The following is a 26,145-nucleotide window of genomic DNA, read 5'->3' as shown; positions in this document are numbered from 1 at the left end:
GGTTCGCTCCGGTGTGCGCCCCTGGTGGCCGCATGGGAGCGGGCCCGCCCCGGGAGGGGGCGGGCCCGCGGGCCGGGTCGGGGGGACGGGTCAGTGGAAGCGGGCCCGCACCGTGGTCAGGGCCGTTTCGGTGCCGCGTTCCACGAGGCGTACCGCGATGGTGCGGTGGCCCGGGCCGTAGGAGGCCGTGGGGAGGGCGAACGACCAGGCGGTGAGGCCCTCGGCGGGGCGCCAGGCGGCCGGGTCGAGTGGGGCGTTGCGGCTGACGACCTGCCATTCGACGCGGGCGTCCGGGGTGACCCGGAAGCTCGCCCGCGTCACCTGCGACGGGGTGCCGTCCCGGACCGCGCGGGCGTACACGACGTGATCGCCGGCCGGGAGGCGGCCGAGGGACGCGCGCCAGGTGCCCGTGGTGTCGTCGAGCTTCGCGGAGAGCGGTGCGGCGAAGTCGGCGTCGTCCACGGACACCTGCACCCGGTGGGTCTCCGGGCGCCCGTCCGCGCCCAGGTCGGGGAAGGTGAACCGGCCGCCGGCGACGACGGTCTCGCCCTCGGCGACCTCGGCTCCGTCGGCGGGCGCGGCGATGGCGGCGCCGAAGCCGAGCCCGGACGCGGGCAGCGGGGCCGGGTCGACCGTCAGCCTCGTGGCGTGGTCACCCTCGTATCCGACCGCGAGCAGCGCGGTGGTGTCGGACAGCAGCTGGACGGTCAGCTGTTCGCCCGTGAAGGCGTGCCGGGCGGTGTCGAACTCGATGGTCAGCTTCGTCCAGGCGCCGGTGACCGGCTGGGTCGTGGCCTTGCCGCGGCCGATCTCCCGGTCGGTGGCGAGGAGGACGACCGAGGGGCCCGCCAGGGCGGCCGGGGCGCGGGTCTTGACGTACAGCTCGGCCCGTACCTTCGAGCCGGAGGCGAGCGGCCCACCCAGGGTGTCGGTGGCGGGGTGCGCGGCGGTCGGCAGGTAGGGCGCGGCGGTGGACAGGGTGTCGGCGACGGCGCAGCCGTCCGCGTCGCCGGCCCGGTCGGTGCGGTCCATGGTGCGCTCGGCCGAGCAGTCCGCCGGCTGGTGGAGGTAGTAGGTGAAGGACTGCGCGGAGTAGGGGCCTTGGGGCTCCTGCGGCCCGGCGGTGAGGGTGCGGCGCAGTACGCCCAGGGCGGCGTCTGGCGTCGCCACGTCGTCCGCTCCCGCCGATACGCCGGTGGGCAGCGGCGCCGTGTCCCGCGTACCGTCGCCGTCCCGGTCGTAGCCGCCCCAGATGCTGTCCCGGACGGCCCGGTCGGCGGCGAAGAAGTCGTCCTCGACGGGGCGCCGCGGCAGCAGGGCCCGGCCGAGCAGGACGTCCACGGCGCGGCGCGCGGTCTCGGGGGTGGCGGCGCCGTACCCCTCGAACAGGACGTTGCCGGCCGTGTACGGCGAGGCGAGCGGCCAGCTCGCGGAGGGCAGGTTGTCCTCGCCGAGCGGGAAGGCGTTCTTCAGGACCGCCTCGCGCAGTTCGGCGCGCGTGAGCCTGCCGTCGTGGAGGTACGCGCTCTCGGGGACGGCCGCCCCCTCGGCGACGGCCTGGCCGCTCTTCTGGCCGGCCCGCTCGTCGCCGATGGCGTCGCGCACCCGCTGGAGGGTCGTGCCGAACACCCCGGCGGTGTACGGGGTGGCCGCCGAGGTGCCGCTGAACTGGTCCTGGCAGTGGACGCCGGTGTGGCAGGCGGACGGCAGGCTGCCGATGCCCCACGACGACAGGTGGACGGGCATGCCGTCACCGACGACGGCCCGCTGGTCGTCGCGGCGCAGCGCGCCCACGGTGATGTTCCAGTCCGGTCCCGTCTGGTCGGAGTGCCAGGTGCTCACGGGTACGTCGAAGGCGTTGCCGACGCCGTTGCCGGCGGCGAACAGGACGGTCTGGCCGCGTTCGGCGGCCTCCTTGGTGACCTCCTCGCCGCTGACGACCGGGCCGGCGGGGATGCCGCCGACGTAACCGAAGGAGTGCGAGGTGATGTCGACCCAGGGGTAGGTGGTGGCGACCGTCTCGTCCAGGCCCTCCACCACGACCAGGAGGCAGGTGGGGCAGTAGCCGTAACGGTTGCCGGCGGAGACGGAGGCGGAGCCGGTGCCGTGCCCGTGGTCGTCGAGGACCGGGTGGGCGCCGTCGACGCTCGCCGCGTACGCGCCGATGATCTTCGTGCCGGGTATCCAGTGCAGTGTGCCGCCGGGGACCCGCCCGCTCGTCCACAGGTCCTTGTCCTCGGCGGGCAGGTAGCCCTTGTCGAGGGTGACGGGGATCGCGGGGGCGGTGGCCGGGTAGCCGGGAATGTATTCGGCGGGGTGACGGGTGAAGTTCCTCGTCAGCGCCAGCACATCGGGGTCGGGGTAGGTGCGGGCGGAGAACTCCAGGTGGTAGGGATTGATGCCGGTGTCGGCGACGCCGATGACGGTGACCGGCGGGCCCGCGTCGAGCCGGTCGGCGGCGCCCACGCGCACGGAGGTCGTCTCGCGGCGCTCCAGGCCGGCCGCGTCGGTCGCCTTGAGGGTGACCAGGTGGCGGCCTTCGGGGAGCGCGGCGGTGACGGTCGTGCCCGTACCGTCGTCGAAGTGTCCGTCCGCGTCCAGGTCCCAGGTTGTGGCGACGGGTGCGGCGCCGCCGGTGACCGTGCCGCTGAGCCGCTGCTCGGTACCGGTCCCGAAGGTGTACGGGCCGCCGGCCGTGACGGCGGGGCGCGGGTCGGCGGTGCGCGTGCGGGCGACGACCAGCGCGCTGACGTCGGCGGTGACGGTCGCCCACTTGACGGCGACCACCTTCCAGGTGCCGGGGGCCGGGGCGGCGACGGACGTCCTCTCCGGGTGGCCGGAGGATTCCGACTGCGCGACGACCTTGCCGGACGGGTCGGTGACCCGCAGGTCGTAGTCCTGCTGCGCCGTCGTCCAGGACAGGGTGACGTCCAGGTTGCGTACGCCGGAGGGCACGTCGAAGGGGAACTCCACGGTCTGGCCGGCCGGGAAGAGGCCGGGCGTGGTGTCGGTCCTCGTCTCGTCGAGGAGCTCCGTGGTCGTCTCCTCGGCCACGACGACCTTGACGGTGTCGGTGGCGCTGTGGCCCGCGGCGTCGGTGACGGTGAGCCGCACGTCGTACGTGCCCGGCGCGAGGCCCGTCGTGTCGAAGGCGGCGCTGGAGGCGTCGGCGTCGGTGAGCGTGCCGTGCCCCGCGGTCCACGCCCAGGTGTAGGGGGCGGTGCCGCCGTAGGCGCTGCCGAGCAGGACGGCCTTCTCGCCCGCGGCGACGAAGCCGCTGTCGCCCGCGTCGGCGTGCAGCGGGGCGGGCTGGGCGGGGGCACCGGGGGCGCCGGTGCGTGCCGTACCGGCCACCTCGACGGTGCCGGTCACCGGCTGTTTGACCGTGCCGTCGACCACCTGCCGGCCGCCGACCGTATGGACGGTGACGTCCGGGCCGTCCGAGGCGACGGCGACCGGGGCGGCGGAGAGGAGCAGTGCGAGTGAGGTGGCGGCGGCGAGGCGCACCAATCTGCGGGATCGTCGGGGGGAAGCGACCACACGAACTCCTGTCAAAAGGAGCTCCGCCGGGTGCGCGCGGCACGCCTGTGGGCCACCGGTTCACCGGGCGTTGCCCGATCCATGGGGGGAGGCGCACGGAACATACCGCACGGCATGGCATGTCCACGAGTAGTTGGGCAGGCGTCGGTGGACGAGCCGTCGCGGGGCTTGCGCCCTAGGCTGGCAGGGCAGGCGAACAGCGGGAAGCACACGGCGGAGGACTCAGCGGAGGCGAAGCGGATGGTGGAGCTGTTCACACGTATGGCCAGGCGGATGAGCCGTGCCTACGCGGACGGGGGCGAGCCGCCGCCGCTGGCCGGGCACGCCGCCGCCCTGGTCGTCTACGGCGGGTACGCGGGGGCGTGGGCGAGCGCCGTACGGCTCCGGGGCCGGCCGTTGCCGGAGCGGCCGCATCCGTGGGACCTGGCGCTGACGGCGGTGGCGACGTTCCGCCTGAGCCGGCTCCTCAGCAAGGGATCGGTGACCAGCCCGCTGCGGGCGCCCTTCACCGAGTACCGGGGGCCGCAGGGCCCGGCGGAGCTGCACGAGGAACCGCGCGGCGGGGCCCGGCACACCGTGGGCGAGCTGCTGACGTGCCCGTTCTGCATGAGCGTGTGGACCGTGACGACGCTGACCGGAGCCGGGCTGCTGTGGCCGCGGGCCACGCGGACGGCCACGGGCGCGCTCACCGCCCTGGCCGTGGCGGACTCGCTGCAACTGGCCTACTCGGCGCTGTGCGAAAAGGTCACCGGGGACTGAGGGCCACGTCCGGGGCCGGCCGGGTGAGGCCCGGCTTGTAGACTCCGTGCTCATGTCGATCCCTGATGAGCTGCTCGTTGACATCGCCGCGACGGTGGAGTCGGAGCAAACCAATCAGATGTCCCTGACCGTCGTGCTCCCCGGAGCCGTCATCACGGGCCGGCTGGCGCCGGAGGCGGTATGGCGGCAGCGGGTGGGCGAGGTTCTGAGGGATTCGGCCAAACTGGGCGCGTTCGCCGGCGCTTTCGAGGCCCCCGCGCAGACCCCCGCGCAGGGCGCCACGCAGGACGCCGCGACGGACGCCCCGGCCGAGCGCCCCTCCCACCTGCACTTCCACGTCGCCAGGATCCTTCAGGGCACGGTGGGCATCCCGGAGACGGGTGGGATGTACCGGATCGCCATCAAGGACGTGAGCGCCTGGACGGTCGGGGACTTCAGCTACTCCGACCACTGACCCCGCGCGGCCGCGCCGCATCTCGGGCCGGGGGCCGGGACGGGGCGGCCGCCGAAGACCGCCCCGTCCCGCCCCGTCACAGCCCGCGCCGGGATTACCGCCGCGGCGGGATTACCGCCGCGCCGGGAAGGCCGCCGCGGCGGGCTCACTGCCGTGGCGGCTCGAAGGTGGTGAACGCGCTGCGCTTGGGCAGGCGGTAGGTCTCGCGGCCGGTGATGGCGTTGAGGATCGTGGCGTTGCGTACGGCGCCGATGTCCAGGTTCGGCGAGGACACCCCGTGGGAGTGGATCTCGGCGTTGGCGACGAAGACGCGTCCGGTGACGCCTTGCGCGAGCTCGACCGAGTGGTCGACGCGTACGCGGTGACGGCCGCGCCCGTCCCGCAGGAGCAGGTCCTCGATGGGGCCGAGGAAGGCCGGCGGGCGGTTGCGGTAGCCGGTCGCGGCCACGACGAGGTCCGTGGTGTGCTCGAAGGCCTGGCCCGTGTCGCGGTGCCGGCAGGTCAGGACCGCCCGGCCGGTGGAGTCCACGGCGGCGGACTCGACGGTGATGCCGAAGCGCAGTTCCACCTCGGCCAGGCCGTGCTCCAGCTGGCGCCGGTAGAGCAGTTCGTGGACCTCTTCGAGGGTGTCGGTGGAGATGCCCTTGTAGAACTGCCACTGCTCGCCGATGAGCCGGTCCCGTACGTCCTGCGGCAGCGAGTGGAAGTACTGCATGTACGCCGGGGTCGTCAGCTCCAGGTTCATCTTGGTGTAGTCCAGCGGAGCGAACGAGGCGGTACGGGTCAGCCAGCTGACCGCGGGGCCGCCCTCCAGGTTGCGCCCGAGCAGGTCCACCGCCACCTCGGCGCCCGACTGGCCGGAGCCGACGACGGTGACCTTGCCGGCGGACGCCACGTCGGCCGTCCGGTACAGGTAGTCGGAGGTGTGCAGCAGTTTGCCGGCGGGCAGGGCCGCCAGCGCCTCCGGGACGTACGGCGCGGTGCCGATGCCCAGGACGAGGTCGCGGGCGAACATCCGCAGCCGGGTGCCGTCACCGCGTACGGCGTGCACGGTGAAACGCTCGGCCGCGGCGTCCCAGTGGACCTCCTCGACGCGGTGCGAGAAGCGCACCGACGGCAGTTTCGCCGCCGCCCACCGCAGGTAGTCCTCGTACTCCCGGCGGGAGGGGAAGAAGTTCTCGCGCACCGTGAAGGTGTAGAGCCGGTCCATGTCGTGGAGGTAGGCGAGGAACGACAGGGGGTGGCTGGGGGCGACCAGGGTGACGAGGTCGGCGAGGAAGTTCACCTGCATCGAGGCGTCGCCGAACATCATCCCGCGGTGCCAGGTCAGCTCGGGGCGCTCCTCCAGGACGACCAGGTCGACACCGTCCACGGTCGACGCGAGGGCGGCCAGGCCCAGGTTGAAGGGGCCGCAGCCGATGGCCACGACGTCGTGTTCGCTGATGAGTTCCGTCATCGGGGCATGTCCTCCTCCCGGCGGGGGTGGATGAGCAGTGCGGCGGTCTTGTCGGGGAAGACCACCTCCCCGGCGGGGCGGAACCCGGCCGCCGTGAAGGCTTTCAGTGAGGGCCCGTTGGTCACGTCCGGCTCGGCGACCACCCGGGTGCACGCGGGGTCGGCGGCGAGGAGCCCCTCGGCGAGGGCGCGCAGCAGGGCCCGGCCCAGGCCCTGCCGGGTGCGGCTCTCCTCGCCGATGGCGATGTGGACGCCCAGGTCGTGGGGGAGCTCCGCGTAGTGCCCGGCGAGCCGGTCGCGTATCACCCGGTACACCTCGATGTACGCCAGCGGCCGGCCGTCCAGGTCGACCAGGACGGGCAGGATCGCGTCCCCGGCGAGGTGCCCGGCGATCTCCTCGTACCAGCGCTCGCGCGGCCACGCCTGGTGCCAGAAGGCGTCGATGTGCGGGGACTGCATCCAGCCGTGTACGAGGTCCAGGTCGGCGCCCTCGGCCCGTGCCACGCGCGCCGACCAGCGGCCGGTCAGGACGGGGAGCGGGGGGCCGGGGACGGCGGTGCGCGACTCCTGCTGTGCAGGCGTCATCGTGCGGCCTCCTGGAGGGGGTTGGGGGCGTCGAGGTAGACCGACTGGGCGTCGAGCGGGGCGAGGACCTCGTCGATGCCGTGCAGCCGGGTGAGCAGGTTGCCCTTGCAGGGCAGGGTGTCGGCCTCCAGCCACCGGCGGGCCAGCCGGTCGCCGTCCGGGCCGGCCGCGGCGAGCGCGGGCAGCGCGGCGCGCAGCCGGTCGGCGAGGACGGCGAGGAGGTCCCGCTCGTCGGCGAGGCCGTCCACGGCGAGGCAGCCGACGACCGACAGGGCCTGGTTGCGCAGCAGGTAGTACGAGAGCCGGTCGTCCACGAGGGCGTCGTCCACGACGGCGAGCGTGGAGGAGTCGGCACCGAGCCGCTTCAGCAGCCCGGGCAGGTACGAGGTGGCCAGGTAGTAGCCCTGGTTGTCGCGGAAGGTGGAGCCGGTGACCCGGCCCTGGGCGTCGAGGCGGACCAGGGTGTTCTGCTGGTGGGCCTCCAGGCCGATGCCGGTCGCCGCGTACAGGTGCAGCATCGGCACCAGCACCTTGTCGGTGTAGTCGGCCGTCCACCGCTCGGCCGCGCCGGGCCCGAGCGCGGCGACCAGTTCGCCCAGCGCGCTGCGGCCGAGGCCCGGGCGCGGTGCCACCAGGCCGACCAGGCAGCGCAGGTCGGCGATGCCGTCGGGCACTTCGCGTACGGCGACGTCGAGGCCGGTCACGTCCGGGCCCCCGGGCCGTCCGGGTTCGTCCACGGCGAGCCAGGCCGGGTCGCGGGTGATGGCGAAGCCGGGGTGGGCCGCGAAGGTGCCGTCGGCGTACCCGGCGTCGAGCAGCCGGTTGATCTCCAGGCCGCGGCGCAGCTCGGTACGGGTGGACTCGCGGCGGGAGTTGGTCAGCCGGAGGCCCAGCGACAGCTTCAGCATCACGTCGGCGCCCGGCCGGTACACGGTGCGCACGCTGGACGTGGGCCACCACTCCGGGCCCAGCTCACCGAGCGGTTCCAGCGCCCCGGAGGCGACCAGCGCCTTGATACGGGGGCGGTGCAGCAGGTCCCGGGCCTGCCAGGGGTGGGCGGGCACCAGCACCCGGCCGGCGCCCGGGCGGCGTCCGGCCAGGTCGGCGAGGAGCGCCACGGTGTCCCGGCCGGCCAGGGACGGGGCTCCGGCGACCGCGTCGTGCGAGACGACCGACTCGTCGGCGGCGAACCAGTGCAGCCGGAAGGAGCCGCGCAGTTCGGGCGAGAACGCGGCGGCGTCGTTGTCGGAGATGCCGTCGCGGCTCTTGGGCGCGGGATGGTTCAAGTGGCCGAGCAACAGGGCCTGTTCGGCGTCCAGGAAGCCGTCGACCCCGGGCGGCGGCTGGGGGTGGGCGCGGCGGTCGGAGATGAACGAGGCGACCCGGCGTACGGATTCGGCGGTGCGCTCCACGAGGTCGGCGACCTCACCGGCCGGCACCCCGCCGGGCCGGCTTCCGCCGCGTACCGCCGCCTCGGTGGACAGCAGCGCGATCGCGGTCACCGGGTCGGCGGCCGGGCCGAGCGGCCCTCCGGGGCCCTCCAGGCGGGCGGGGCCGAAGCGGTGCCAGCCGGTGGGCGAGCAGTGGGTGACTTCGGTGACGAGGGCGAGCCCGGCGGTGGGCAGCTCGACGCGGAGCGGTCCCGGCGCGACGGGGGTGCCCGTCTCCAGCAGCCAGCAGCGCAGCAGGGCCTCGATGTGGGCGTGTTCGGCGGCGCCGCGCGCGTCCCGTTCGTGCAGGGGGTCGGCGGTGGTGACGGGGACGGTGGTTGCCGCCGTGGTGGTGATGCTCATGCGGCGCCCTCCTCGATGAGTCGTTCACAGGTGCGGCCGGCGTCGAGGACGGTGTCCACGAGGCCGTCGATGTCGTCGGCGGTGGCGGTGGGGTTGAGCAGGGTGAACTTCAGGCACACCCGCGTGCGGGAGCCCGGTCCGGCGGCCTTGACCTCCGTACGCCCGATGAGGGCGGTGCCGGACTCCAGCAGCCGCCTGCGCAGGGCGCCGTTGAGCTCGCCGAGGACCGCCGGGCGGGCGTTGCCGCGGTAGCGGAACACCACGGTGGTCAGCTCCGCCGGTGCGACCAGCTCCAGCTCGGGTTCGGCGAGGATGCGCCGCTCGGCGTGGCGGGCGAGCTCGTGGCAGGTGTCGACCATGCGGCCCAGGCCGGTGCGGCCGTACGTCAGGAGAGTGGCGGCGGCCTTCACCGCGTCGGGGCGGCGGGTGGTCTGGAGGCTGCGGCCGAGCAGCCCGTCGTAGCCGGCTTCGGCGTCGTCGACCGGGTTGAGGTAGGCGACCTCGCGGTCCAGGGAGGTGAAGGCGGTGGTGTCGGAGACCAGCAGCACACTGGTGGCGGCGGGCTGCCAGCCGAGCTTGTGCAGGTCGAGGGTGACCGAGTCGGCCAGCTCCAGGCCCGCGAGCCGGCCGGCCAGCCGCTCGGAGAACAGCGCGCCGAAGCCGTAGGCGGCGTCCACGTGCATCCATATGCCGTGCCCGGAAGCGATCTCGGCGATCTCGGGCAGCGGGTCGATGGAGCCGAAGTCGGTGGTCCCCGCGGTCGCGACCACCGCGACGGGGGTCCGGTCGGGCCCGAGCGCGTCCAGGGCGGCGGCCAGGGCGTCGGGCCGCATACGGCGCCGCTCGTCCACCGGCACCGGGAACACGGCGGCCTCCCCCAGGCCCAGGGCGGCGCACGCCCGGTGGGTGGAGAAGTGGGCGAGCTCGGAGCAGAACACCACCGGGCCGGGCAGGGCGGCCACGCCCTGCTCGCGCGCGTTGATCCCGCGCCGGAAGGAGGCGGCGTCCCGGGCGAGCAGCAGGCCCATCAGGTTGGACAGCGACCCGCCCGGGGTGAGGACGCCGTCGGCGCGCTCGCCCAGTCCCGCCAGCCGGGTCAGTACGCCGATGAGCCAGCGTTCGACGGCGATGGCGGAGGGGCCGGAGTCATAGGTGTCGAGCGAGGCGTTCCCGGCGCTCGCCAGGGCGTCGGCGGCGACGGCGACCGCCAGCGGCGGCGGTTGCAGGTGGGCGGCGGCGCGGGGGTGGGACAGGTCGATGCCGTGCTCCACGAGCACGGTGGCCAGCCGCTGGAGGGCGGCTTTGGCGCCGAGCCCCTCGGCGGGCAGCTCGGCGGCCCCCAGCGCCTCGGTGGCCGCGGCGAGGACCTCGGCGGGGGTGCCCGCGGGGAGGGGTCCGGCCGGGCGGTGCGCGGTCGAGGCGGTGTCGATGGCCTCGGCGAGCGTGGCGAGGACTTCGGCGAGGCCGTCTCGGGAACCGGCCAGCAGGGACGGCGGGAAGGGGGACAGCAGAGGTCGTGCCTGGGTCAGCGGTGTCACGCCCGGTCTCCTCAGCCTTCGGCGAGCGGGTTGGGGTGCGTGCCGTTCGGGTACAGCGCGTGCCGCAGGGCGCGGTCGGTGTACCGGGTGACCACGATCCGGTCGCGGTTCAGGCCGTACCGGGGGATCTCGGGGGTGAGCAGGTCGTACTCGGCGAACCTGTCGACCAGCTCGGGGAACCGCTTCTGGAAGTCGAGGATCGTCTGCCGCACCAGGCGCCAGAACGTTTTCTCCGGTACGCCCAGCTGGTCGGCGCAGAGCGGCGCCAGGTAGCGGAAGTGGCCGACGAAGACCTGGTCCACGACGTGCTGCTTGATGATCGAGGGGTGCTTGCGGGGGAGCACGTGGTCGTGTCCGTCCGGCTCGGGACCGCGCTCGGGCACGTCCGTGAAGGACACGCACACGTCGTCCACGAAGTCCTTCAGGTACAGGCGGACGGGTACGTCGTTCTCGTCGTACCCGATCAGCGTGTTCTGGCCGTGCGGGTTGAACGTGACGCCGTACCGGTACAGGACGTGCATGATCGGCACGAGCAGCGTGTCGAAGAGCCGGCGCAGCCACTCCTGCGGGTCGAGGCCCGAGGCGCGGACGAGCTCGGCGACGAACGCGTCACCGGCGTTGTCGACGTGCAGCAGCGAGGCGAAGGTGCGGACGCGCTCGTCGGGGTCCTTGCGGGCGGACACCGAGTCGCGCCAGATGCAGCCCAGGGTCTCCAGGTGCTGGTAGGGGGCGTTCTCCAGCTTGGAGAGGTAGGGGTGGCGCACGGTCACCGAGGCGACCTCGCCGAGGAACACGGTGCGGCACTCGTCCGTCAGGAACGGGTCGCGCTCCACCAGTCCGCGCAGCCACTGGGTGACGACGGGGGCGCCCATGGTGCAGTGCGGCGGGATGCCGCGCCAGACGAGGGTGTTGAGGATTTTGAGCGGGAGTTTGACGTCGTACCGCTCGGGGGCGGTGACGTTGGCCATCGTACGGATGGACTGGCCCGGCAGGTAGGAGTCGGTGCTCTCGCCGAGCGGGATGATGCGGCGCTGTGCCACGTCGGCGGCGTGCAGGATCTGGACGGCGTGGTCCCACTGCCAGGGGTGCACCGGCATCCAGACGTAGCCCTCCGGGTCCACGCCCGCCTCGTGGAGAACGGCGGTGAAGCGTGCCCGGGTCTCGTCGTCCAGTTCCCTTGCGAGGATGTTCTCTTCGGACAGCTCCGAGGTGCCGCGGAACTCGGCGAGGCCGCGGTGGACGGCGACCCACTGGAGTTGCAGCGACTGCGCCGACTCGGGGGCGTACTGGCGTACGTCGGTGGCGGAGAAGCCGATCCGGCCCTTGTTGGCGACGAGCAGGTTGTGCCCGGTCATGCGGCACTCCAGCTCCGTGTGGCCCAGGGCGCGCAGCTCGGCGACGGTTTCGCCGCCGTGGGTGATGCGTGCGGCGTCCACGGCGAGGGTGGCGGAGAGCTCGGTGAAGTACGTGGCGATCGTGGAGGGGTCGCTGCCGATCGTCGAGGCCGCTTCGAGCAGGAACTGCTGGGCGTCCCAGGCCGGTTGGGCGATGGCGTTGCCGAGCATGCTGGTCGCGGTGCGGGTGATCGACGCCGGGTCGACGCGCAGCCAGCCGAACGCGCCCACGGTGGCGTTGAAGGCGTACGTCGTACCGCTGTCGAGGTCGACGCGGTAGGCGCCGTCACTGGTTTCGACCGCCTTGAGCATGTCTTCGAAGCACCACTCGCCTATCGCTTTGGCGAGAAGTCGTCGGTTGGCTTCCCGCCAGGCTGGAGGAGCCACGTCCGACAGCGCGGGCACGGGATGGTCGGCGGGGAGGGGCATCAGGCAGCTCCGATGTCTGTCCGGATCTTTCCGCTCGAACGTCTGGACGCACAAGCGGGCTTAGATTAGGTTAGGCTTACCTTATAGGCAAGGTCAACATCCGGCCAGACTCGGGATGTGACGTGCCGTCAACGCCCGACCGGCGTCGGGCTGCCCTTTTCCCCGGGCTCGACGTCAAGTGGAGGTGATCCCGTGGCTTCCGGCCGCCGTTCCCCCCGTTGGACCTTCGCCCTGGTCAGCGCCGGTGGCGTGATGATGACCCTGGACGTGACCGTCGTGAACGTCGCGCTGTCCGACATCGCGCGGGACCTGGGGGCCGGGCTGGACCGGGTGCAGTGGACCGTGTCGGCGTATTCGCTGGCGTTCGGGGCGCTGATCCTCACCGCGGGGGCACTCTCCGACCGGATGGGCCGGCGCGCCGTGTTCACCCTCGGCATGGTGCTGTTCACGCTCGCCTCGGCTGGGTGCGGACTGGCCCCGGACGCCACGGCGCTCATCGCCGCGCGGGCCGCCCAAGGACTGGGCGGCGCCATGGTGTTCGCCCCCACGCTCGCCCTCATGGCCGCCGCGTACGAAGGCGCCCGCCGCCAGCGGGCGATAGCCGCGTTCGCCGCCATCGCCTCGGCCGCCGGGGCTTTGGGGCCGCTGGTCGGCGGGGTGCTGGTCGAGGCGCTCGGCTGGCGGTGGATCTTCCTGGTCAATGTGCCCATCGGCGCCTTGGTGGTGGCCGGTGCGCTGGCCCGGATGCCGGAGTCGGCCGCGCCGCGTGGGGCCCGGCGCCGGATCGACGCCCTGGGCGCGCTGCTCGCCGTCGGTGCGCTGCTGGCCCTGCACTATCCGCTGGTGGCCGGGCCTGAGTCGGGGTGGGCGGGGGCCGATGTGACGGTCTCGGCGGCTGTCGGCGTCGTACTCGCCGTGGCGTTGGTGGCCAGCCAGCGGCGCGGGGACGGTCTGATCGACCTGACGCTGCTGCGGGTCCGCGCGTTCTCGGGCGCGGCGGTGCTCGGGTTCCTGGCGCGGATGTCCAGCCTGGGCGTGCTCGCCTTCGTCACGCTGTGGCTGCAGAGCACCCACGCGTACTCGCCCCTGGAAGTGGGGCTCCAGCTGGTCCCCCTGACGGGCAGTCTGCTGCTGGCCGGGCTGTTCATGGCCCGCCTGCAACGCGCCTTTTCGGCCGCCTCGCTGGTCGCCGGGGGCTTCGCGGCCCAGGCGGGCGGCCTGCTGGTGCTGGCGGCCGCCGCCGCGCCGGGAGGTGGCGGGGCGGCCGGCGGGCGGGTGGCGACGGCCGCCGGCCTGGTGCTGCTGGGCGTCGGAGGCGCCGTCATCTTCCCGCCGCTGATGGGCGTGGCGGTGGGCGCGGCCCCCGCCGACCGGGCGGGGATGGCCTCCGGGCTGACCAACGCCTGCTACCCGCTCGGCACCGCGACGGGCGTCGCGCTCTTCGGTGCCCTGTTCTCGGCCCGCCTCGACGAGGGCCTGGGCCTGGTGCAGGGCCCGGGTGCGGGCGGGGGGCCGGGCGGGGCGGGGTTGCGGGACGCCGTCGCGACCGGGCGGCTGGAGATGGTCGACCCCGCGCTCCAGCCGCTGGCCCGCTCGGCGTTCTCCGGCGCGTTCAGCACCGTCTGCCTGGCCTCCGCACTCGTCTGCCTGCTCGGCGTGCTTGCCGCCCGCACGCTCAGGGACGGGCCGGAGGCGGCCACCGGGACCGCGAAGCGGCCCCGGTCCCGTATCCCCCAGACGTCCTGAGCCGGCCGTCACACGTCCTGCGTCCGGCGCAGCAGCCACACCAGGTACGGTGCGCCGAGCAGGGCGGTGACGATGCCGACCGGGATCTCGGTCGGGGCGAGCAGCCAGCGGCCCAGCGCGTCGGAGGCGACCACCAGCACCGCGCCCAGGACCGCCGCCATCGGCACCACCCGCGCGGTGCCGCTGCCGACGATGCGCCGGGCCAGGTGCGGGGCGACGAGCCCGACGAAGCCGACCGCGCCGACCGCCGCCGCCGTACCGGCCGCCAGGACGGCGCCGGCGCCGAGCACCAGCAGCCGGGCGCGGCCCAGTTCGAGGCCGAGCGCGCGCGGCAGCTCCTCGCCCAGGGCGAGCAGGTTCACCGGCCGCGCGGCGGCCACCAGCACGACGGCGACCAGCGCGGGCAGGGCGAGCCAGCCCAGCGCGGAGAAGTCACGGGCGTACGTGCTGCCGGCGAGCCAGTTCAGCGCGGCCGCGATGTTCATCTGCGCGCCGACCACCATGATGTTGACCAGGGCCATCGAGGTGGCGGCCGCGCCCAGGCCCACCAGGACCACCCGGGTCGGGTCCAGCACGTTCCGCCCGCCGCCGCTGGTGCCCCGGGCCACCAGGATCACCAGGCCGAGCATCAGGACGCCGCCGATCGCCGCCGCCGCGGGCAGGGCCGCCAGCGGCGCCGAGGGCACGACGAGGATGACCGTGACGGCACCGAGCGAGGCCCCGCCGGTCACGCCCACGAGTCCCGGCTCGGCCAGGGGGTTGCGTACGACCGCCTGCACGGCCGCGCCCGCGACCGCCAGGCAGGCCCCGGCGAGCGCGGCGACCAGGATGCGCGGCAGCCGGTAGGACACCACCGCTTCGGTGATCTGCTCGGCCGACCCGAACAGCGCCGCGCCCAGCTGGCTCCAGCTGACCTCGACGTCTCCCACGCGCAGCGACACCACGATCGCGACGGCCAGCGCCACCAGTCCGCCGCCGAGCGCGACGGCGTAGGTGGGCGCGCGGCGCCGGCCGGAGACGACGACCGCCGCGCCGGTGTCGGCGTCGCCGGTGCTCACCCGCCGGGCGAGGGCCATGAAGACGGGGCCGCCGATGAGCGCGGTGACCACACCGACGGGGATCTCCGCGGGCTGCGTGGCGGACGGCGTCACGATCAGCTGGGCCGCCGCGTCCGCGCCGAGCACCAGCGCCGAGGCCAGCAGCGCCGCCATGGGGATGGCCAGCGCGTGCTTGCGCAGGCCCAACTGGCGCACCATCACGGGCGCGATGAGCCCGACGAACCCGATCGGTCCGGCCAGCGAGACGGCCGCGGCGGACAGCAGCACGGCGACCAGGAACGCGGCGGGCCGGATGCGTTCGACCCGTACGCCCATCGCCTGCGCGGTCTCGTCGCCGAGCGCCAGCAGGTCCAGCGGCCGCGCCAGGAGCGGCGCGATCAACGCACCGGCGAGGACGACCGCGCCGAGGATCAGCGGCCGTTCCAGGCCGGACTGCATCAGGGTGCCGTTGCCCCAGAAGAACAGGCCGCGCGTCGCCTGCACGTCGAGCATCTGGAGGAACTCGGCCGCCGAGGTGCCGGCCAGCGCGACGGTCGCCCCGGCGAGCAGCACCCGGCCGGGGGTCAGCACCCCGCCGCTGGTGAGCAGGTACACCACGCCGACCGCGACGAGCCCGCCGAGGAACGCCGCCCCTCCGGCGGGCAGCGGACCCAGGCTCACGCCCGTGAACGCCACGAGCACCACGGCGAAGTACGCCCCGGCGTTCACGCCCAGCGTGTCGGGGGCCGCGAGCGGGTTACGGGTCGCTCCCTGGACGAGCACCCCGGAGACGCCGAGCGCGATGCCGACGACCAGCCCGGTCAGGGTGCGCGGCAGCCGGCTGCCGAGCAGGACGTCCTCGGTGCGGGGGTCGCCGTGGCCGGCGAGCAGCGCGGCGATGTCGCCTATGCCCACCCCGGACGCCCCGAGGCCCAAGTGGACCACGGCGGCCACGCACAGCAGGAGGGACAGGCCGGGGTGGCCGTCAGTCCTTCCGAGACCATCAGACCTTCAGAGCCTTGCCGGTCTCGTCGAGGAGGTGCATCGCCGACAGCGGGCCGCCGAACAGCCAGGTGCCCGGGTCGAGCGGCAGCGCCTTGTCCTTCTTGACGAAGTCCAGGCCCTTCCAGACCGGGTTGTCCTTGAGGTCGCCGGTGAACGGGTTGTCGTTGTCGGCCGCCACGTACAGGAACGTCGCGTCCTTCTCCACCTTGGTCAGGCCCTCGACGCCGACCGTGGTCATGCCCCACGCGTCGGACTGGCCCTTCCAGCCGTTCTTCAGCCCGGCGAGGCCCAGCACCTGGGGGGCGATGGCGTCGTCGGTGAGCATCCGGATCGAGGCGCTGCCGTTGGCGGTGAAGCCCTGCGCGAGCGCGTACTTCAGGCCGCCCTTGCCGGCCTTGTCGAGCCGGGCCTTGAGGTCGGCGGCCTTGGCGTCGATCTGCTTGGTCACCTCGGCGGCCTTGTCCTCCTTGCCGACCGCCTTCGCCAGCTCGCCGAAGTTCTTCTTCATCGTCGCGAGCTGGGGCTTGGTGGTGTACGTGAAGGACAGCACCGGCGCGATGGCCTGGAGCTGCTTGAGGTTGGCCTTGGAGCGGTCGTTGTCGATGACGATGAGGTCGGGCTGGAGGGCCCTGATCTTCTCCAGGCTGGGCTCGTTGCGGTCGCCCACGTCGGTGACCTTGCCCGGCAGGGCGGCGCCCTTGGCGGTGATCCAGGTGCTGTAGCCCTTGTTGTCGGCGTTGCCCGCGGGGGTGACGCCGAGCGCGACCAGCTCCTCGGTGTAGGTCCACTCCAGCGCCACCACCTTCGTGGCGGGCTTGTCGAGGCTGACCTTGCCCTGCGCGGTGTCGACGGTGATCTTGCCGCTCGCGGTCTTGTCCCCGCCCGTCTTGCCGTCCGTGGTGTCACCGACCGTCCCGGACCCGCAGCCGGCGGCGGTCAGCATGAGTGCCACAGCGGTACCGCCCGTCGCGAGGGCGCGCAGCATTCTCTGCATGGAGTGTCTCCTTTGTGCTGGGTGTGCTGGGTGTGCGGGGGGTGTACTGGGGTGGTACGCGCGTCTCAGGAGGCGGTCGCGGCTTCGGGACGCTGGGGGAAGCAGGCCAGGTAGCCGGTCGCCGGATCGCGGACGACATTGACGCGCAGGCCGAACGCCCGGTCGATGACGTCGGGGTTCAGTACGTCGTCGGGGGCGCCGGCGGCCGCGATCCCGCCGTCCGCGACGACCACGACGTCGTCGGCGTAGGCGGCCGCCTGCATCAGGTCGTGCAGCACCACACCGCAGGCGATGCCATGTTCGCGGGCCAGCCGCCGTACGACGTCGAGCACTTCGAACTGGTGGCGCATGTCGAGGTACGTGGTGGGCTCGTCCAGCAGCAGGACGCCCGCGCGCTGCGCCAGCACCATGGCCAGCCAGGCGCGCTGGCGTTCGCCGCCGGACAGCTCGTCCAGCCGGCGGTCCACCAGGGGGGCCGCGTCGGTGACCTCCAGCGCCCAGTCGATGGCCTCCGTGTCCTCGGCGGTGTGGCGGGCGAGGGCGCCGCGGTGGGCGTACCGGCCGTGGCGTACCAGCTCACGCACCGTCACCCCGGCCGGGGCCTGCGAGGTTTGCGGCAGGAACGCCAGGCGCTGGGACAGGGTGCGGCGCCCGAGCGAGCGGAGCGGCTCGTCATCGATGCGCACCTCGCCGCCCATGGGCGGCAGCAGACCGGCCACCGTGCGCAACAGGGTCGATTTGCCGCAGCCGTTGGGCCCGACCAGGACGGTGATCCGGCCCGCCGTCAGGGACAGGTCCACCTGCTTCAGCACCGGGCGACCCGCGTGCCCGACGTCGAGATTTCGCGCCACCAGACGGACATCGCCTTCGGACACCACGTACCCCTCCTGCCGCCGGACTGACGGCGCCACCATACAACTTAGGTAAGGCACACCTAATAGCTCGGTACCGATACCAGCCACTTGTGACCATGTCGAGATCTCCCGCACCCCCACGCGCCCCCGCGCACCCCCACGTCACCTTGCCCGCAGACCCGGGACGGCCCTCGCCCCCTGGGCGCCGCGGCCACCGCCGGCGCGGCCGGGCCCGCCCTCTCGGGCGCCACCGCACTCGCGGGCGCCGCCGCGGGCCCGGTCAGCAGCCTCCGCCAGAGGCGGCCACCGCCCGACACGGCGCCGGGCGGCCCTAGCCGCCGCGCGGGGCGTACATGATGACGGCCATGCCGGCCAGGCACACCACGGCGCCGATGATGTCGAAGCGGTCGGGCCGGTAGCCATCGGCGACCATGCCCCAGGCGATGGACCCGGCGACGAAGATCCCGCCGTACGCGGCCAGCACCCGCCCGAAGTCGGCGTCGCTCTGGAACGTGGCCACCACCCCGTACAGACCCAGGGCGATCGCCCCGGCGCCCACCCACATCCAGCCCCTGTGCTCCCGGATGCCCTGCCAGACCAGCCAGGCGCCCCCGATCTCGAAGAGGGCGGCGACGGTGAACAGGGCGACGGAACGGGCGACGAGCACGGCGGCGGGGTTCCTTCTCTGACGTGTCGGGGAGAGCGGGTCGAGTGGCCGGGGCGCGGCGGAGCCGATCCGCGCGCACCACCGACCGTAGACCTTCGGCGCATCCTCCAGGCAAGGTCGCATCTGCCATGGAGGATCGCTTGAACCTTTGCAAACGAGAGGCAATGGGGCCTACCGTTTCGCATATGCAGTCCTACACAATTGGCCAGGCCGCGCGGCTGCTGGGGGTAAGTCCCGACACCGCGCGCCGCTGGGCGGACGCCGGCCGCATCGCGACCCATCGCGACGAGGGCGGTCGCCGTCTCATCGACGGCCGGGACCTGGCCGCGTTCTCGGTCGAGGTCGCGCAGAGCGGCCAGGGCGGGCCGGGCGGTCAGGGGGAGGACGACCCGTCCTACACCTCCGCCCGCAACGCCTTCCCGGGCATCGTCACCGCGATCAAGCTCGGCGATGTCGCCGCCCAGGTGGAGATCCAGGCCGGGCCTCACCGGCTGGTCTCCCTGCTGACCCGCGAGGCCGTCGAGGAACTCGGCCTGGAGGTGGGCATGCGCGCCACCGCCCGGGTGAAGTCCACCAGCGTCCACATCGACCGCCTCTGAGGAGCCGACCCCATGCCGCAGCCCGTCACCCACCGCCGTACCGCGACCGCCGCCGCGCTGAGCGCCGCCCTGCTGCTGACGCTCACCGCCTGCGGCGGTGACGGCGGTGAGCCCGTACGGAGCGCGGGTAACGCCGAGCCACAGGCCGACCTGACCGTGCTGGCCGCCGCGTCCCTGACCGACGTGTTCAAGGCGGCGGGCGCCGCGTACGAGAAGGCCCACCCGGGCACGGAGATCACCTTCTCCTTCGCCGGGTCGCAGGAGCTGGTCGCCCAGGTCAGGCAGGGCGCGCCCGCGGACGTGCTGGTCACCGCCGACGCCCGGAGCATGGCCGGCGTACGCGGCGAGACCGGAGAGCCGACCGTCATCGCCAAGAACCGCCTGGTCATCGCCACCGGCGAGGGCAACCCCAAGAAGGTGCGCGGGCTGAAGGACCTGGCCGACCCGGCGCTCAAGGTGGTCCTGGCCGCGCCCGAGGTGCCGGCCGGCACGTACAGCAGGAAGATCCTGGACGCCCAGGGGATCGCGGTGAAGCCCGTCTCCCAGGAGCCCAGCGTCCGCGCCGTACTGAGCAAGGTGGAACTCGGCGAGGCGGACGCGGGCCTGGTCTACAAGACGGACGCCGGCAGCGCGCCCGGGAAGGTCGACACCGTCGACATCCCCGACGCCCAGAACGCCATCGCCGAGTACCCCGCCGCCGCGCTCACGTCCTCGAAGAACAGCGCGGCCGCCGAGGCGTTCGTGACCTGGCTGAGCGGTCCCGAGGCCCGGAAGATCCTCAAGGAGGCGGGCTTCCAGCAGCCGTAACGCACCGCCGGAGCCGTACCGCGCGCCGAGAACGCACCGACCCGCCGACCCGCCCGACCCGCCGACCGTCCGACTTTCCGACCCGCCCGACCCGCCCGACCCGCCGACAGGAATTCGATGAGACGCCTCCGCCCGCGCACCCCGATGGCGCTCGCCGTGCCCGCGCTGGTCGCCATCGCGTTCCTGCTGCTGCCCCTCGTCGGCATCCTCACCCGCACCTCGTGGGGCGACCTCGGCGCGCACCTCGGCAGCCCCGAGTCGGTCCAGGCGCTCAAGCTGTCGCTGGTCGTGTCGTTCTGGGCGCTGGGGCTGTCCACCCTGCTCGGCGTGCCGCTCGCCTGGCTGCTGGCGCGGGCGGAGTTCCCCGGCAAGGCGCTGGTCCGTTCGCTGGTCCTGCTGCCGATGGTGCTGCCGCCGACGGTGGGCGGTGTGGCCCTGCTGCTGGGGTTCGGGCGGCGCGGGCTGCTCGGGCCGTGGCTGGAGGACTGGTTCGGCGTCACGCTGCCGTTCCACACCTCGGGCGCGGTGGTCGCCGCCACGTTCGTCTCGATGCCGTTCCTGGTCATCAGCCTGGAGGGCGCGCTCGCCGGGTTGAGCAGGCGGTACGAGGAGACGGCGGCGTCCCTGGGCGCCTCGCCCGTGCGGGTGTTCCGCACCGTGACGCTGCCGATGGTCGCCCCCGGCCTCGCCGCCGGCGCGGCGCTGACCTGGGCGCGGGCGCTGGGCGAATTCGGCGCCACGATCACCTTCGCGGGCAACCTCCCGGGCGTGACGCAGACCCTGCCGCTCCAGGTCTACCTGCTGCTCCAGGACCGCCCGGAGGCGGCGACGTCCGTCTCACTGCTGCTGCTCGCCATCGCGATGGCGGTCCTGGTGGCGCTGCGAGGCCGCTGGACGGCCGCGCCGAGCGACGCCAAGCGGAAGGCACCCCATGCCCCGGCCACCCCGCCGGACCACTCGGACCACCCCGATCACCCCGGCCACCCCGAGGCACGCGATCAGCTTGATCGCCCCGGTCAGCCCGGCCACCCCGGTCCTCCTGACGACCCCGGCCACCCCAGCCACCCCGCCCACCCCGAGGACCCCCAAGCGCCCGGTCACCCGGCCCACCCCGAGGACCCCCTGGCGCCCGATCACCCCGCCCACCCCGAGGCGCCCGCCCACCCCCAGGCGCCCGGTCACCCCAGCCACCCCGCCCACCCCCAGGACCCCCAGGCGCCCAGCCACCCCGGCCACCCCGAAACCCCAGGCGCCGGTGGCCGGGCACGCGGGGTGGCCGGCTCGTCCGCAGCCGCCTCCCGCTGGGGCCTGCACGCCGAGGTCAGCGGGTTCACCGAGCTGGTCCTCGACGCCGCGCCCGGGACCACCGTCGCCGTCGTCGGGCCCAACGGCGCGGGGAAGACCACGCTGCTGCGGGCCCTGCTCGGCCTCACCGACCGCGCCCACGCCCGCGTGCGGCTCGGCGAGAGGGACGTCAGCGACCTCCCGCCGCACCGGCGCGGTGTCGCGTGGGTGCCGCAGGACGGCGCGCTGTTCCCGCACCTGTCGGCGCTCGCCAACACCGCGTACGGGCCGCGCGCCCACGGCGTACCGCGTGCCGAGGCGCGCCGCGCCGCCCGCGAGTGGCTCGACCGCCTCGGCGTCGGCCACCTCGCCCACCGCCGCCCCGCCCAGCTCTCCGGCGGCCAGGCGCAGCGCGTGGCCCTCGCGCGGGCGCTGGCGACCCGCCCCCGGCTGCTGCTCCTGGACGAACCGCTGGCCGCGCTCGACCAGACCACCCGCGCCCGCGTCCGCCACACGCTGCGCCGCCACCTCGACGGCTTCGGCGGCGTCTGCCTGCTCGTCACGCACGACCCGGTGGAGGCCGTGTCGCTCGCCGACCGGGTTCTCGTACTGGAGGACGGCCGCGCGATCCAGGACGCCACCCCCGCCGAGGTGACCCGCCACCCGCGCTCCCCATGGGTGGCCCGCATGCTGGGCCGCAACGCCTGGCCGGGCACCGCCACCGACGAGGGCCTGCGCCTGCCCGGCGGTACGGCGGTCGTGGCGGCGGAGCCCCTCCCCGCCGGGACGGACGCCCTCGCGGTCATCGCCCCCGAGGCGGTGTCGCTCCACCGCGACAGGCCCACGGGCAGCCCGCGCAACGTATGGCCCGGCACCGTACGGGAGATCACGGCGGTCGGCAGCCGGCTGCGCGTGCTGCTGACGTCCCGTCAGGCTCCCGACCTGGTCGCGGAGATCACCCCGGCCGCCGCCGCCGAACTCGGGCTGGCCGACGGCACGGCCGTCTTCGCGGGCGTCAAGGCCACCGAGGTCACTCTCGTACCGAGGTAGCACGCCGCGGCGGTTCCACCCGGCGGCGCAGGCAACGCACCTGTCCTCCACGCCGTCTTCCCCCTCGGCAACCCACTTCCACAGAGGGAACCGAGGGGACGCATGGTGGTTACGAGCAGTGCGGGACGAGCGGCCCTGGCCGTCACCGTGATCGGCGCCGTACTGGCGCCCGCGTCACCGGCGTTGGCGGCCGATCCGCCCAGGGTGGACCTGCGGGCGGACGTGAACCGGGACGGGCGGGTGGACGTCACCGGCGCGACCGACACCGCCGGCGAGGACCGCTGGAGCACCGCCAGGGGCGCGGTGTTCCTGCCCAACATCGACGACGACACCAAGCGGTGCGCGGTCAAGGGCCCCGGCGGCAAGCCGCTGTCCGACGCCGCGCTGGCCGCCTGCAACGACGCCTCCGACGCCGTCATCAACGGCAACGGCGACCTCGCCGACCTGGCCCGCGTCCGATCCGTACCGATGGCGGGCCTGCCCGCCACCGCGAGGGGCTCCGTGAGCGTCCCCGCCGGCGGCAAGCGCACCCGGGTCTTCGTCAAGCGCCCGGGCGGCTGGGCGCTCGTGACGGGCACGACGCGGCTGACGGCCGCCGAGCTGCGCGCGGGCGTGGAGTTCGGGGTGGAGAGCACCGACGTCGTACGCGACAGCGCGGCGGTCTGGGACGGGCGGGCCGTGATCCGGCTGACCGTGACGTCCGGCGGCGTGACCGCCTCCGACGACGTGACGCTGCGCGTGGCCCCGTTGCTGACGCACCATCACCTCCAGCGGGCGCAGCAGGTGATGGTCACCAAGGTGCCCGGCACGGACGAGTTCGCGCGCAGGCAGCGGGCGTTCGTCGGCGGCCTGGCCAAGGAGGTCTCGGCGGCCGGGATCGACAAGCCGCTGATCACCTTCGATGCGTACCAGGACATATGGGCGCAGGACTTCGTCGAACCCGGCTATGTGAGCATGACCGGGCCGGACGGCCGCCGGCAGGCGATCCGGGTGATGCTGCGCTCGGCGCAGCCGGACCGCGAGGCCGGCCGGGAGCTGTTCGAGAAGCTGCGCGGCAACGGCGTGGGCGTCGTCCAGGTCTCCGGGGTCCGGGACTCGGAGGAGTGGACGCTGAACTCGATGGGGAACCTGGAGACCATCCCGCCGTACGCGCACGGCGGCCGCTCCTTCCCCGCCGGCCGCATCATCATGGGCGAGCGCAAGGACGACGGCTCCAAGCCCGCGCGGGCGATGCGGACGCTGCTGGCGTCCCAGGGCATGCAGGACCCGCTGCTGCTGGACACCTCGTGGCTGCACGTGGGGCACGTGGACGAGTTCGTCCAGTTCCTGCCCGCCGACACGCCGCGCGGCTGGAAGATCGGGATCGCCGACCCGGAGGCGGGGCTCAAGCTCCTGCGTGACGCGCAGCGGGCCGGGCACGGCGGGGCGCGGATGTTCTCCGTGCCGGACCGGAAGGACGCGCCGGCCCCCAAGGAGACCATCGCCCAGGCGCTCGCCTCGCGGTGGCTGGTCGCCGACAACACCATGGCCGCGCGGCGCATCCAGGCCAACCTGGACGTCCTGCGGCGCGAGACGGGTGTGACCGACGCGGAGATCGTGCGGGTGCCCGCCCTCTACACGCGCGGCACGGAGCAGGGCGAGCGCGGGGACCGCGTGCCCCGGCTGACGCGGCTGGGCGCGGGGGCGGTGCCGGACGCGGTGGACGAGTACGGCCAGCAGAAGCGGCTGCGGGAGCGGTCCGGCCGCGCCGCCGGCCCCGGCACGGTCATGACCAGCGCGTACGTGCCCGGTGCGGTCAACGGCGTGCTCCTCGGCCGCGACCGGTACCTGGCGCCACGGCAGTGGGGTCCTGTCATCGGCGGCACGGACGTCTTCACGGCCGCCGTGACCGCCGCGTACACCCGGGCGGGGATGAGGGTGTCGTACATAGACGACTGGGACACCTACCACCTGGGCATGGGGGAGGTGCACTGCGGTACGAACACCCTGCGCGACACCTCCGCCGCGTGGTGGAAGCCGTGAACACCGGGGATCATGGGCTCTGTGCCCATGCTCGTCGGAACCTCGGGGTGGCAGTACGCGGACTGGCGCGGTGTCCTCTATCCGCCCGGGCAGCCGCAGCGGCTGTGGCTGGAGGAGTACGTCCGCCACTTCCCGACCGTGGAGAACAACAACGCCTTCTACCGGCTGCCCACCACCGAGGTCTTCGCCTCCTGGCGGCAGCGGACGCCGGACGGGTTCGTCATGGCGGTCAAGGCCAGCCGCTTTCTGACCCACATCAAGCGGCTGCGTGACCCCGAGGAGCCGGTGCACCGGCTGATGGAGCGCACGACGGGCCTCGGCGACCGGCTGGGGCCCGTCCTGCTGCAACTGCCGCCGACCCTCCGGGTGGACACCGCCACGCTGGACGCCTGCCTGCGCCGCTTCCCGCGCACGGTCCGCGTGGCCGTCGAGCCGCGCCACCCCTCGTGGTGGGAGGCGGAGGCGGAGCTGCGGACGGTGCTGGAACGGCACGGCAGCGCCCTGTGCTGGGCGGACCGGGGCTCGCGCCCGGTGACCCCGCTGTGGCGCACGGCGCCCTGGGGTTACGTCCGCTTCCACGCCGGGACCGCCCAGCCCCCGCCGCGCTACGGCCGGCGCGCCCTGACGTCCTGGGTCCACCGCATCGCCGCCGCCTGGCCGGACGAGGCCGATGTGTACGTCTACTTCAACAACGACCCGGGCGGCGCGGCCGTCCTGGACGCCAGGGCCTTCACCGACACGGCCACCGCCCTCGGCCGCACGGTCACCCGCCCGCCCTCACCGTGAACGCGCGGGCGGGCGGGCCGCAGAGGCGGCGCCGGGGCGGTGGGGCGGTGGGGCGGTGGGGCGAGTGGTCGCCAGGTCGTGCGGGGGCCGCATCCCCGGTGGTGGCGCACTCGGCGCGCCTCGCGGTAGGTACTCTGAGGCCGTCGCGGACTCCCATCACCTCACCCGTACGGTGCAGTTGTTCCGCCGGCGTCGGTTGGGTTGACGGATCGATCGGAATCAGGCAGGTGCACAGGGTGCTGGTGGCGGATCGGTACCGGTTGGAGTCGCCCATCGGCCGCGGCGCGATGGGCGAGGTCTGGCGCGCCACGGACGAGGTGCTGGGCCGGCCGGTGGCCCTGAAGCTGCTGCTCGGGGACGACTCCGACGCGCAGACGGCGGCGCGGTTCCGGCTGGAGGGGCAGACGGCGGCCCGGCTGAGCCATCCGCATGTGGTGGCGGTGTTCGACTTCGGGGCGTGGGAGGGCCGTTTCTACCTGGTCATGGAGCTGGTGGAGGGCCGCAGCCTGGCGCAGGAGCTGGCCGATGAGGGCTCGTTGCGGGCGGCGCGGGTGGCGGCCGTGGCCGCGCAGACCGCGGCGGGGCTCGCCTCCGCGCACCGGCAGGGCATCGTCCACCGGGACATCAAGCCCGGCAACCTGATGTCGGACGTGGACGGGACGGTCAAGCTCGGGGACTTCGGGATCGCCCGGTTCGTCGACGATCCTGCCGCCGCGCTCACCACGGCCGGCCAAATCGTCGGTACGAGCCTGTACTTGGCGCCCGAGCGGGCGCTCGGGCAGCCGGCGGGCCCGGCGTCGGACGTGTACTCGCTGGGGTGCGTGCTGTACCAACTGCTCACCGGACGGCCGCCGTTCCACGCCGACACCGCGACGGCGATCCTGTACCAGCACATCGACACCCCGCCGGTGCCGCCGCTGCGGCTGGGCGTGGACGTGCCGCCCGCGTTCGAGAACTACCTGCTGGGGATGCTGGCCAAGCAGCCCGAGGAACGCCCCCCGGCGCAGGACGTCGCCGACTGGTTCTCCTCGGGCGCCTGGCAGGGCCGCGCGCAGTCCCTCCCGGACCCGGCGCCCGGCCACGCGCCCAGCTCCGCCCACGGCGCCCGCCCCGGCCACGTGCCCAGCCCCGGCACCGGCTCCCGCCCCGCCCCTCGCCCCGCGCGCGCGGACCGGCGCGCCCCGCCGGCTACGTGGGCCTTGACGTTGGCTTTGACCTGGGGGGGGGCCTGGTGGGGGTGCCGGTGGTCGGCCATCGGGTGGTGGGACATCGGGGTGGGGGCCCTGGGGCCCGCGCCCGCGCCGATGCAGAAGAGCGCGAGGCCCAGCGTCAGGCCGAGCGACAGGT

The 26,145-nt window shown here is 74.1% G+C and carries 19 protein-coding genes; 9 read left to right on the top strand and 10 right to left on the bottom strand.

Going from position 1 to position 26,145, the window contains the following annotated elements; genetic code table 11:
• Window positions 1–90: 90 nt before the first annotated feature.
• Window positions 91–3,507, bottom strand: coding sequence for a S8 family serine peptidase (locus tag QWM81_RS09710; protein ID WP_290111479.1), 3,417 nt, complete (start codon window positions 3,505–3,507; stop codon window positions 91–93).
• Window positions 3,508–3,813: 306 nt separating this feature from the next.
• On the opposite strand from QWM81_RS09710, the gene QWM81_RS09705 reads away from it, so the two are divergent.
• Together QWM81_RS09705 and QWM81_RS09700 are read left to right on the top strand one after the other, a co-directional pair.
• Window positions 3,814–4,299, top strand: a complete 486-nt coding sequence (locus tag QWM81_RS09705) for a DUF1360 domain-containing protein (RefSeq protein WP_290111365.1) — start codon at window positions 3,814–3,816, stop codon at window positions 4,297–4,299.
• A 52-nt stretch (window positions 4,300–4,351) separates the two neighbouring features.
• A complete protein-coding gene (locus tag QWM81_RS09700) occupies window positions 4,352–4,753 on the top strand; it encodes a GvpU-like protein (protein WP_290111364.1) in 402 nt (133 codons plus the stop codon).
• A 145-nt stretch (window positions 4,754–4,898) separates the two neighbouring features.
• Here QWM81_RS09700 and QWM81_RS09695 read toward each other — a convergent pair whose 3' ends face one another.
• The 5 genes from QWM81_RS09695 to QWM81_RS09675 are packed head-to-tail and all read right to left on the bottom strand — an operon-like array spanning window position 4,899 to window position 11,830.
• On the bottom strand, window positions 4,899–6,209 hold the full coding sequence (locus QWM81_RS09695; RefSeq protein ID WP_290111363.1) for a lysine N(6)-hydroxylase/L-ornithine N(5)-oxygenase family protein: 1,311 nt from the start codon (window positions 6,207–6,209) through the stop codon (window positions 4,899–4,901).
• Window positions 6,206–6,793, bottom strand: a complete 588-nt coding sequence (locus tag QWM81_RS09690) for a GNAT family N-acetyltransferase (protein ID WP_290111362.1) — start codon at window positions 6,791–6,793, stop codon at window positions 6,206–6,208. The genes QWM81_RS09695 and QWM81_RS09690 overlap by 4 nt, the downstream gene beginning before the upstream one ends.
• Window positions 6,790–8,586 carry an IucA/IucC family protein gene (locus QWM81_RS09685; RefSeq protein ID WP_290111361.1) on the bottom strand — a complete coding sequence of 599 codons (1,797 nt, stop codon included), beginning with the start codon at window positions 8,584–8,586 and terminating at the stop codon, window positions 6,790–6,792. The genes QWM81_RS09690 and QWM81_RS09685 overlap by 4 nt, the downstream gene beginning before the upstream one ends.
• Window positions 8,583–10,124: a pyridoxal phosphate-dependent decarboxylase family protein gene (locus tag QWM81_RS09680; RefSeq protein ID WP_290111360.1), complete on the bottom strand. Its 1,542-nt coding sequence runs from the start codon at window positions 10,122–10,124 to the stop codon at window positions 8,583–8,585. Before QWM81_RS09680 ends, QWM81_RS09685 begins: the two co-directional genes overlap by 4 nt.
• Before the next feature lie 11 nt (window positions 10,125–10,135).
• The gene (locus QWM81_RS09675) at window positions 10,136–11,830 is read right to left on the bottom strand and encodes an IucA/IucC family protein (protein WP_290111359.1); all 1,695 of its coding nucleotides are present in this window, start codon (window positions 11,828–11,830) and stop codon (window positions 10,136–10,138) included.
• Window positions 11,831–12,139: 309 nt separating this feature from the next.
• On the opposite strand from QWM81_RS09675, the gene QWM81_RS09670 reads away from it, so the two are divergent.
• The gene (locus QWM81_RS09670; protein WP_290111357.1) at window positions 12,140–13,693 is read left to right on the top strand and encodes an MFS transporter; all 1,554 of its coding nucleotides are present in this window, start codon (window positions 12,140–12,142) and stop codon (window positions 13,691–13,693) included.
• Between the two features lie 8 nt (window positions 13,694–13,701).
• On the opposite strand, the gene QWM81_RS09665 is transcribed toward QWM81_RS09670, so the two are convergent.
• The 4 genes from QWM81_RS09665 to QWM81_RS09650 all read right to left on the bottom strand — a co-directional run bounded on the left by QWM81_RS09665 (window position 13,702) and on the right by QWM81_RS09650 (window position 18,250).
• Window positions 13,702–15,684, bottom strand: coding sequence for an iron ABC transporter permease (locus tag QWM81_RS09665; protein ID WP_290111356.1), 1,983 nt, complete (start codon window positions 15,682–15,684; stop codon window positions 13,702–13,704).
• Between the two features lie 49 nt (window positions 15,685–15,733).
• Entirely contained in the window at window positions 15,734–16,729 is a 996-nt protein-coding gene (locus QWM81_RS09660) for an ABC transporter substrate-binding protein (RefSeq protein ID WP_290111355.1), read from the bottom strand.
• A gap of 65 nt (window positions 16,730–16,794) precedes the next feature.
• Window positions 16,795–17,604, bottom strand: coding sequence for an ABC transporter ATP-binding protein (locus QWM81_RS09655; RefSeq protein ID WP_290111354.1), 810 nt, complete (start codon window positions 17,602–17,604; stop codon window positions 16,795–16,797).
• Between the two features lie 310 nt (window positions 17,605–17,914).
• Window positions 17,915–18,250, bottom strand: coding sequence for a YnfA family protein (locus QWM81_RS09650; protein ID WP_290111353.1), 336 nt, complete (start codon window positions 18,248–18,250; stop codon window positions 17,915–17,917).
• Window positions 18,251–18,435: 185 nt separating this feature from the next.
• Between QWM81_RS09650 and QWM81_RS09645 the strand changes: the two genes are divergently transcribed.
• From QWM81_RS09645 to QWM81_RS09620, 6 genes are all read left to right on the top strand, one after another.
• Window positions 18,436–18,849, top strand: a complete 414-nt coding sequence (locus tag QWM81_RS09645; RefSeq protein ID WP_290111352.1) for a TOBE domain-containing protein — start codon at window positions 18,436–18,438, stop codon at window positions 18,847–18,849.
• Between the two features lie 12 nt (window positions 18,850–18,861).
• Window positions 18,862–19,656, top strand: a complete 795-nt coding sequence (modA, locus tag QWM81_RS09640) for a molybdate ABC transporter substrate-binding protein (RefSeq protein ID WP_290111350.1) — start codon at window positions 18,862–18,864, stop codon at window positions 19,654–19,656.
• Between the two features lie 117 nt (window positions 19,657–19,773).
• Entirely contained in the window at window positions 19,774–21,990 is a 2,217-nt protein-coding gene (locus tag QWM81_RS09635; RefSeq protein ID WP_290111349.1) for an ABC transporter permease, read from the top strand.
• Between the two features lie 102 nt (window positions 21,991–22,092).
• Window positions 22,093–24,012, top strand: a complete 1,920-nt coding sequence (locus tag QWM81_RS09630) for a protein-arginine deiminase domain-containing protein (protein WP_290111348.1) — start codon at window positions 22,093–22,095, stop codon at window positions 24,010–24,012.
• Window positions 24,013–24,033: 21 nt separating this feature from the next.
• Entirely contained in the window at window positions 24,034–24,798 is a 765-nt protein-coding gene (locus QWM81_RS09625; protein ID WP_290111478.1) for a DUF72 domain-containing protein, read from the top strand.
• 236 nt (window positions 24,799–25,034) lie between these two features.
• On the top strand, window positions 25,035–26,145 hold a 1,111-nt coding region (locus QWM81_RS09620), incomplete at its 3' end, for a serine/threonine-protein kinase (protein ID WP_493660866.1).

Source organism: Streptomyces ficellus (assembly GCF_030406405.1).
GTDB lineage: Bacteria > Actinomycetota > Actinomycetes > Streptomycetales > Streptomycetaceae > Streptomyces > Streptomyces ficellus_B.
This window is presented reverse-complemented; position numbering and strand designations above follow the sequence as displayed.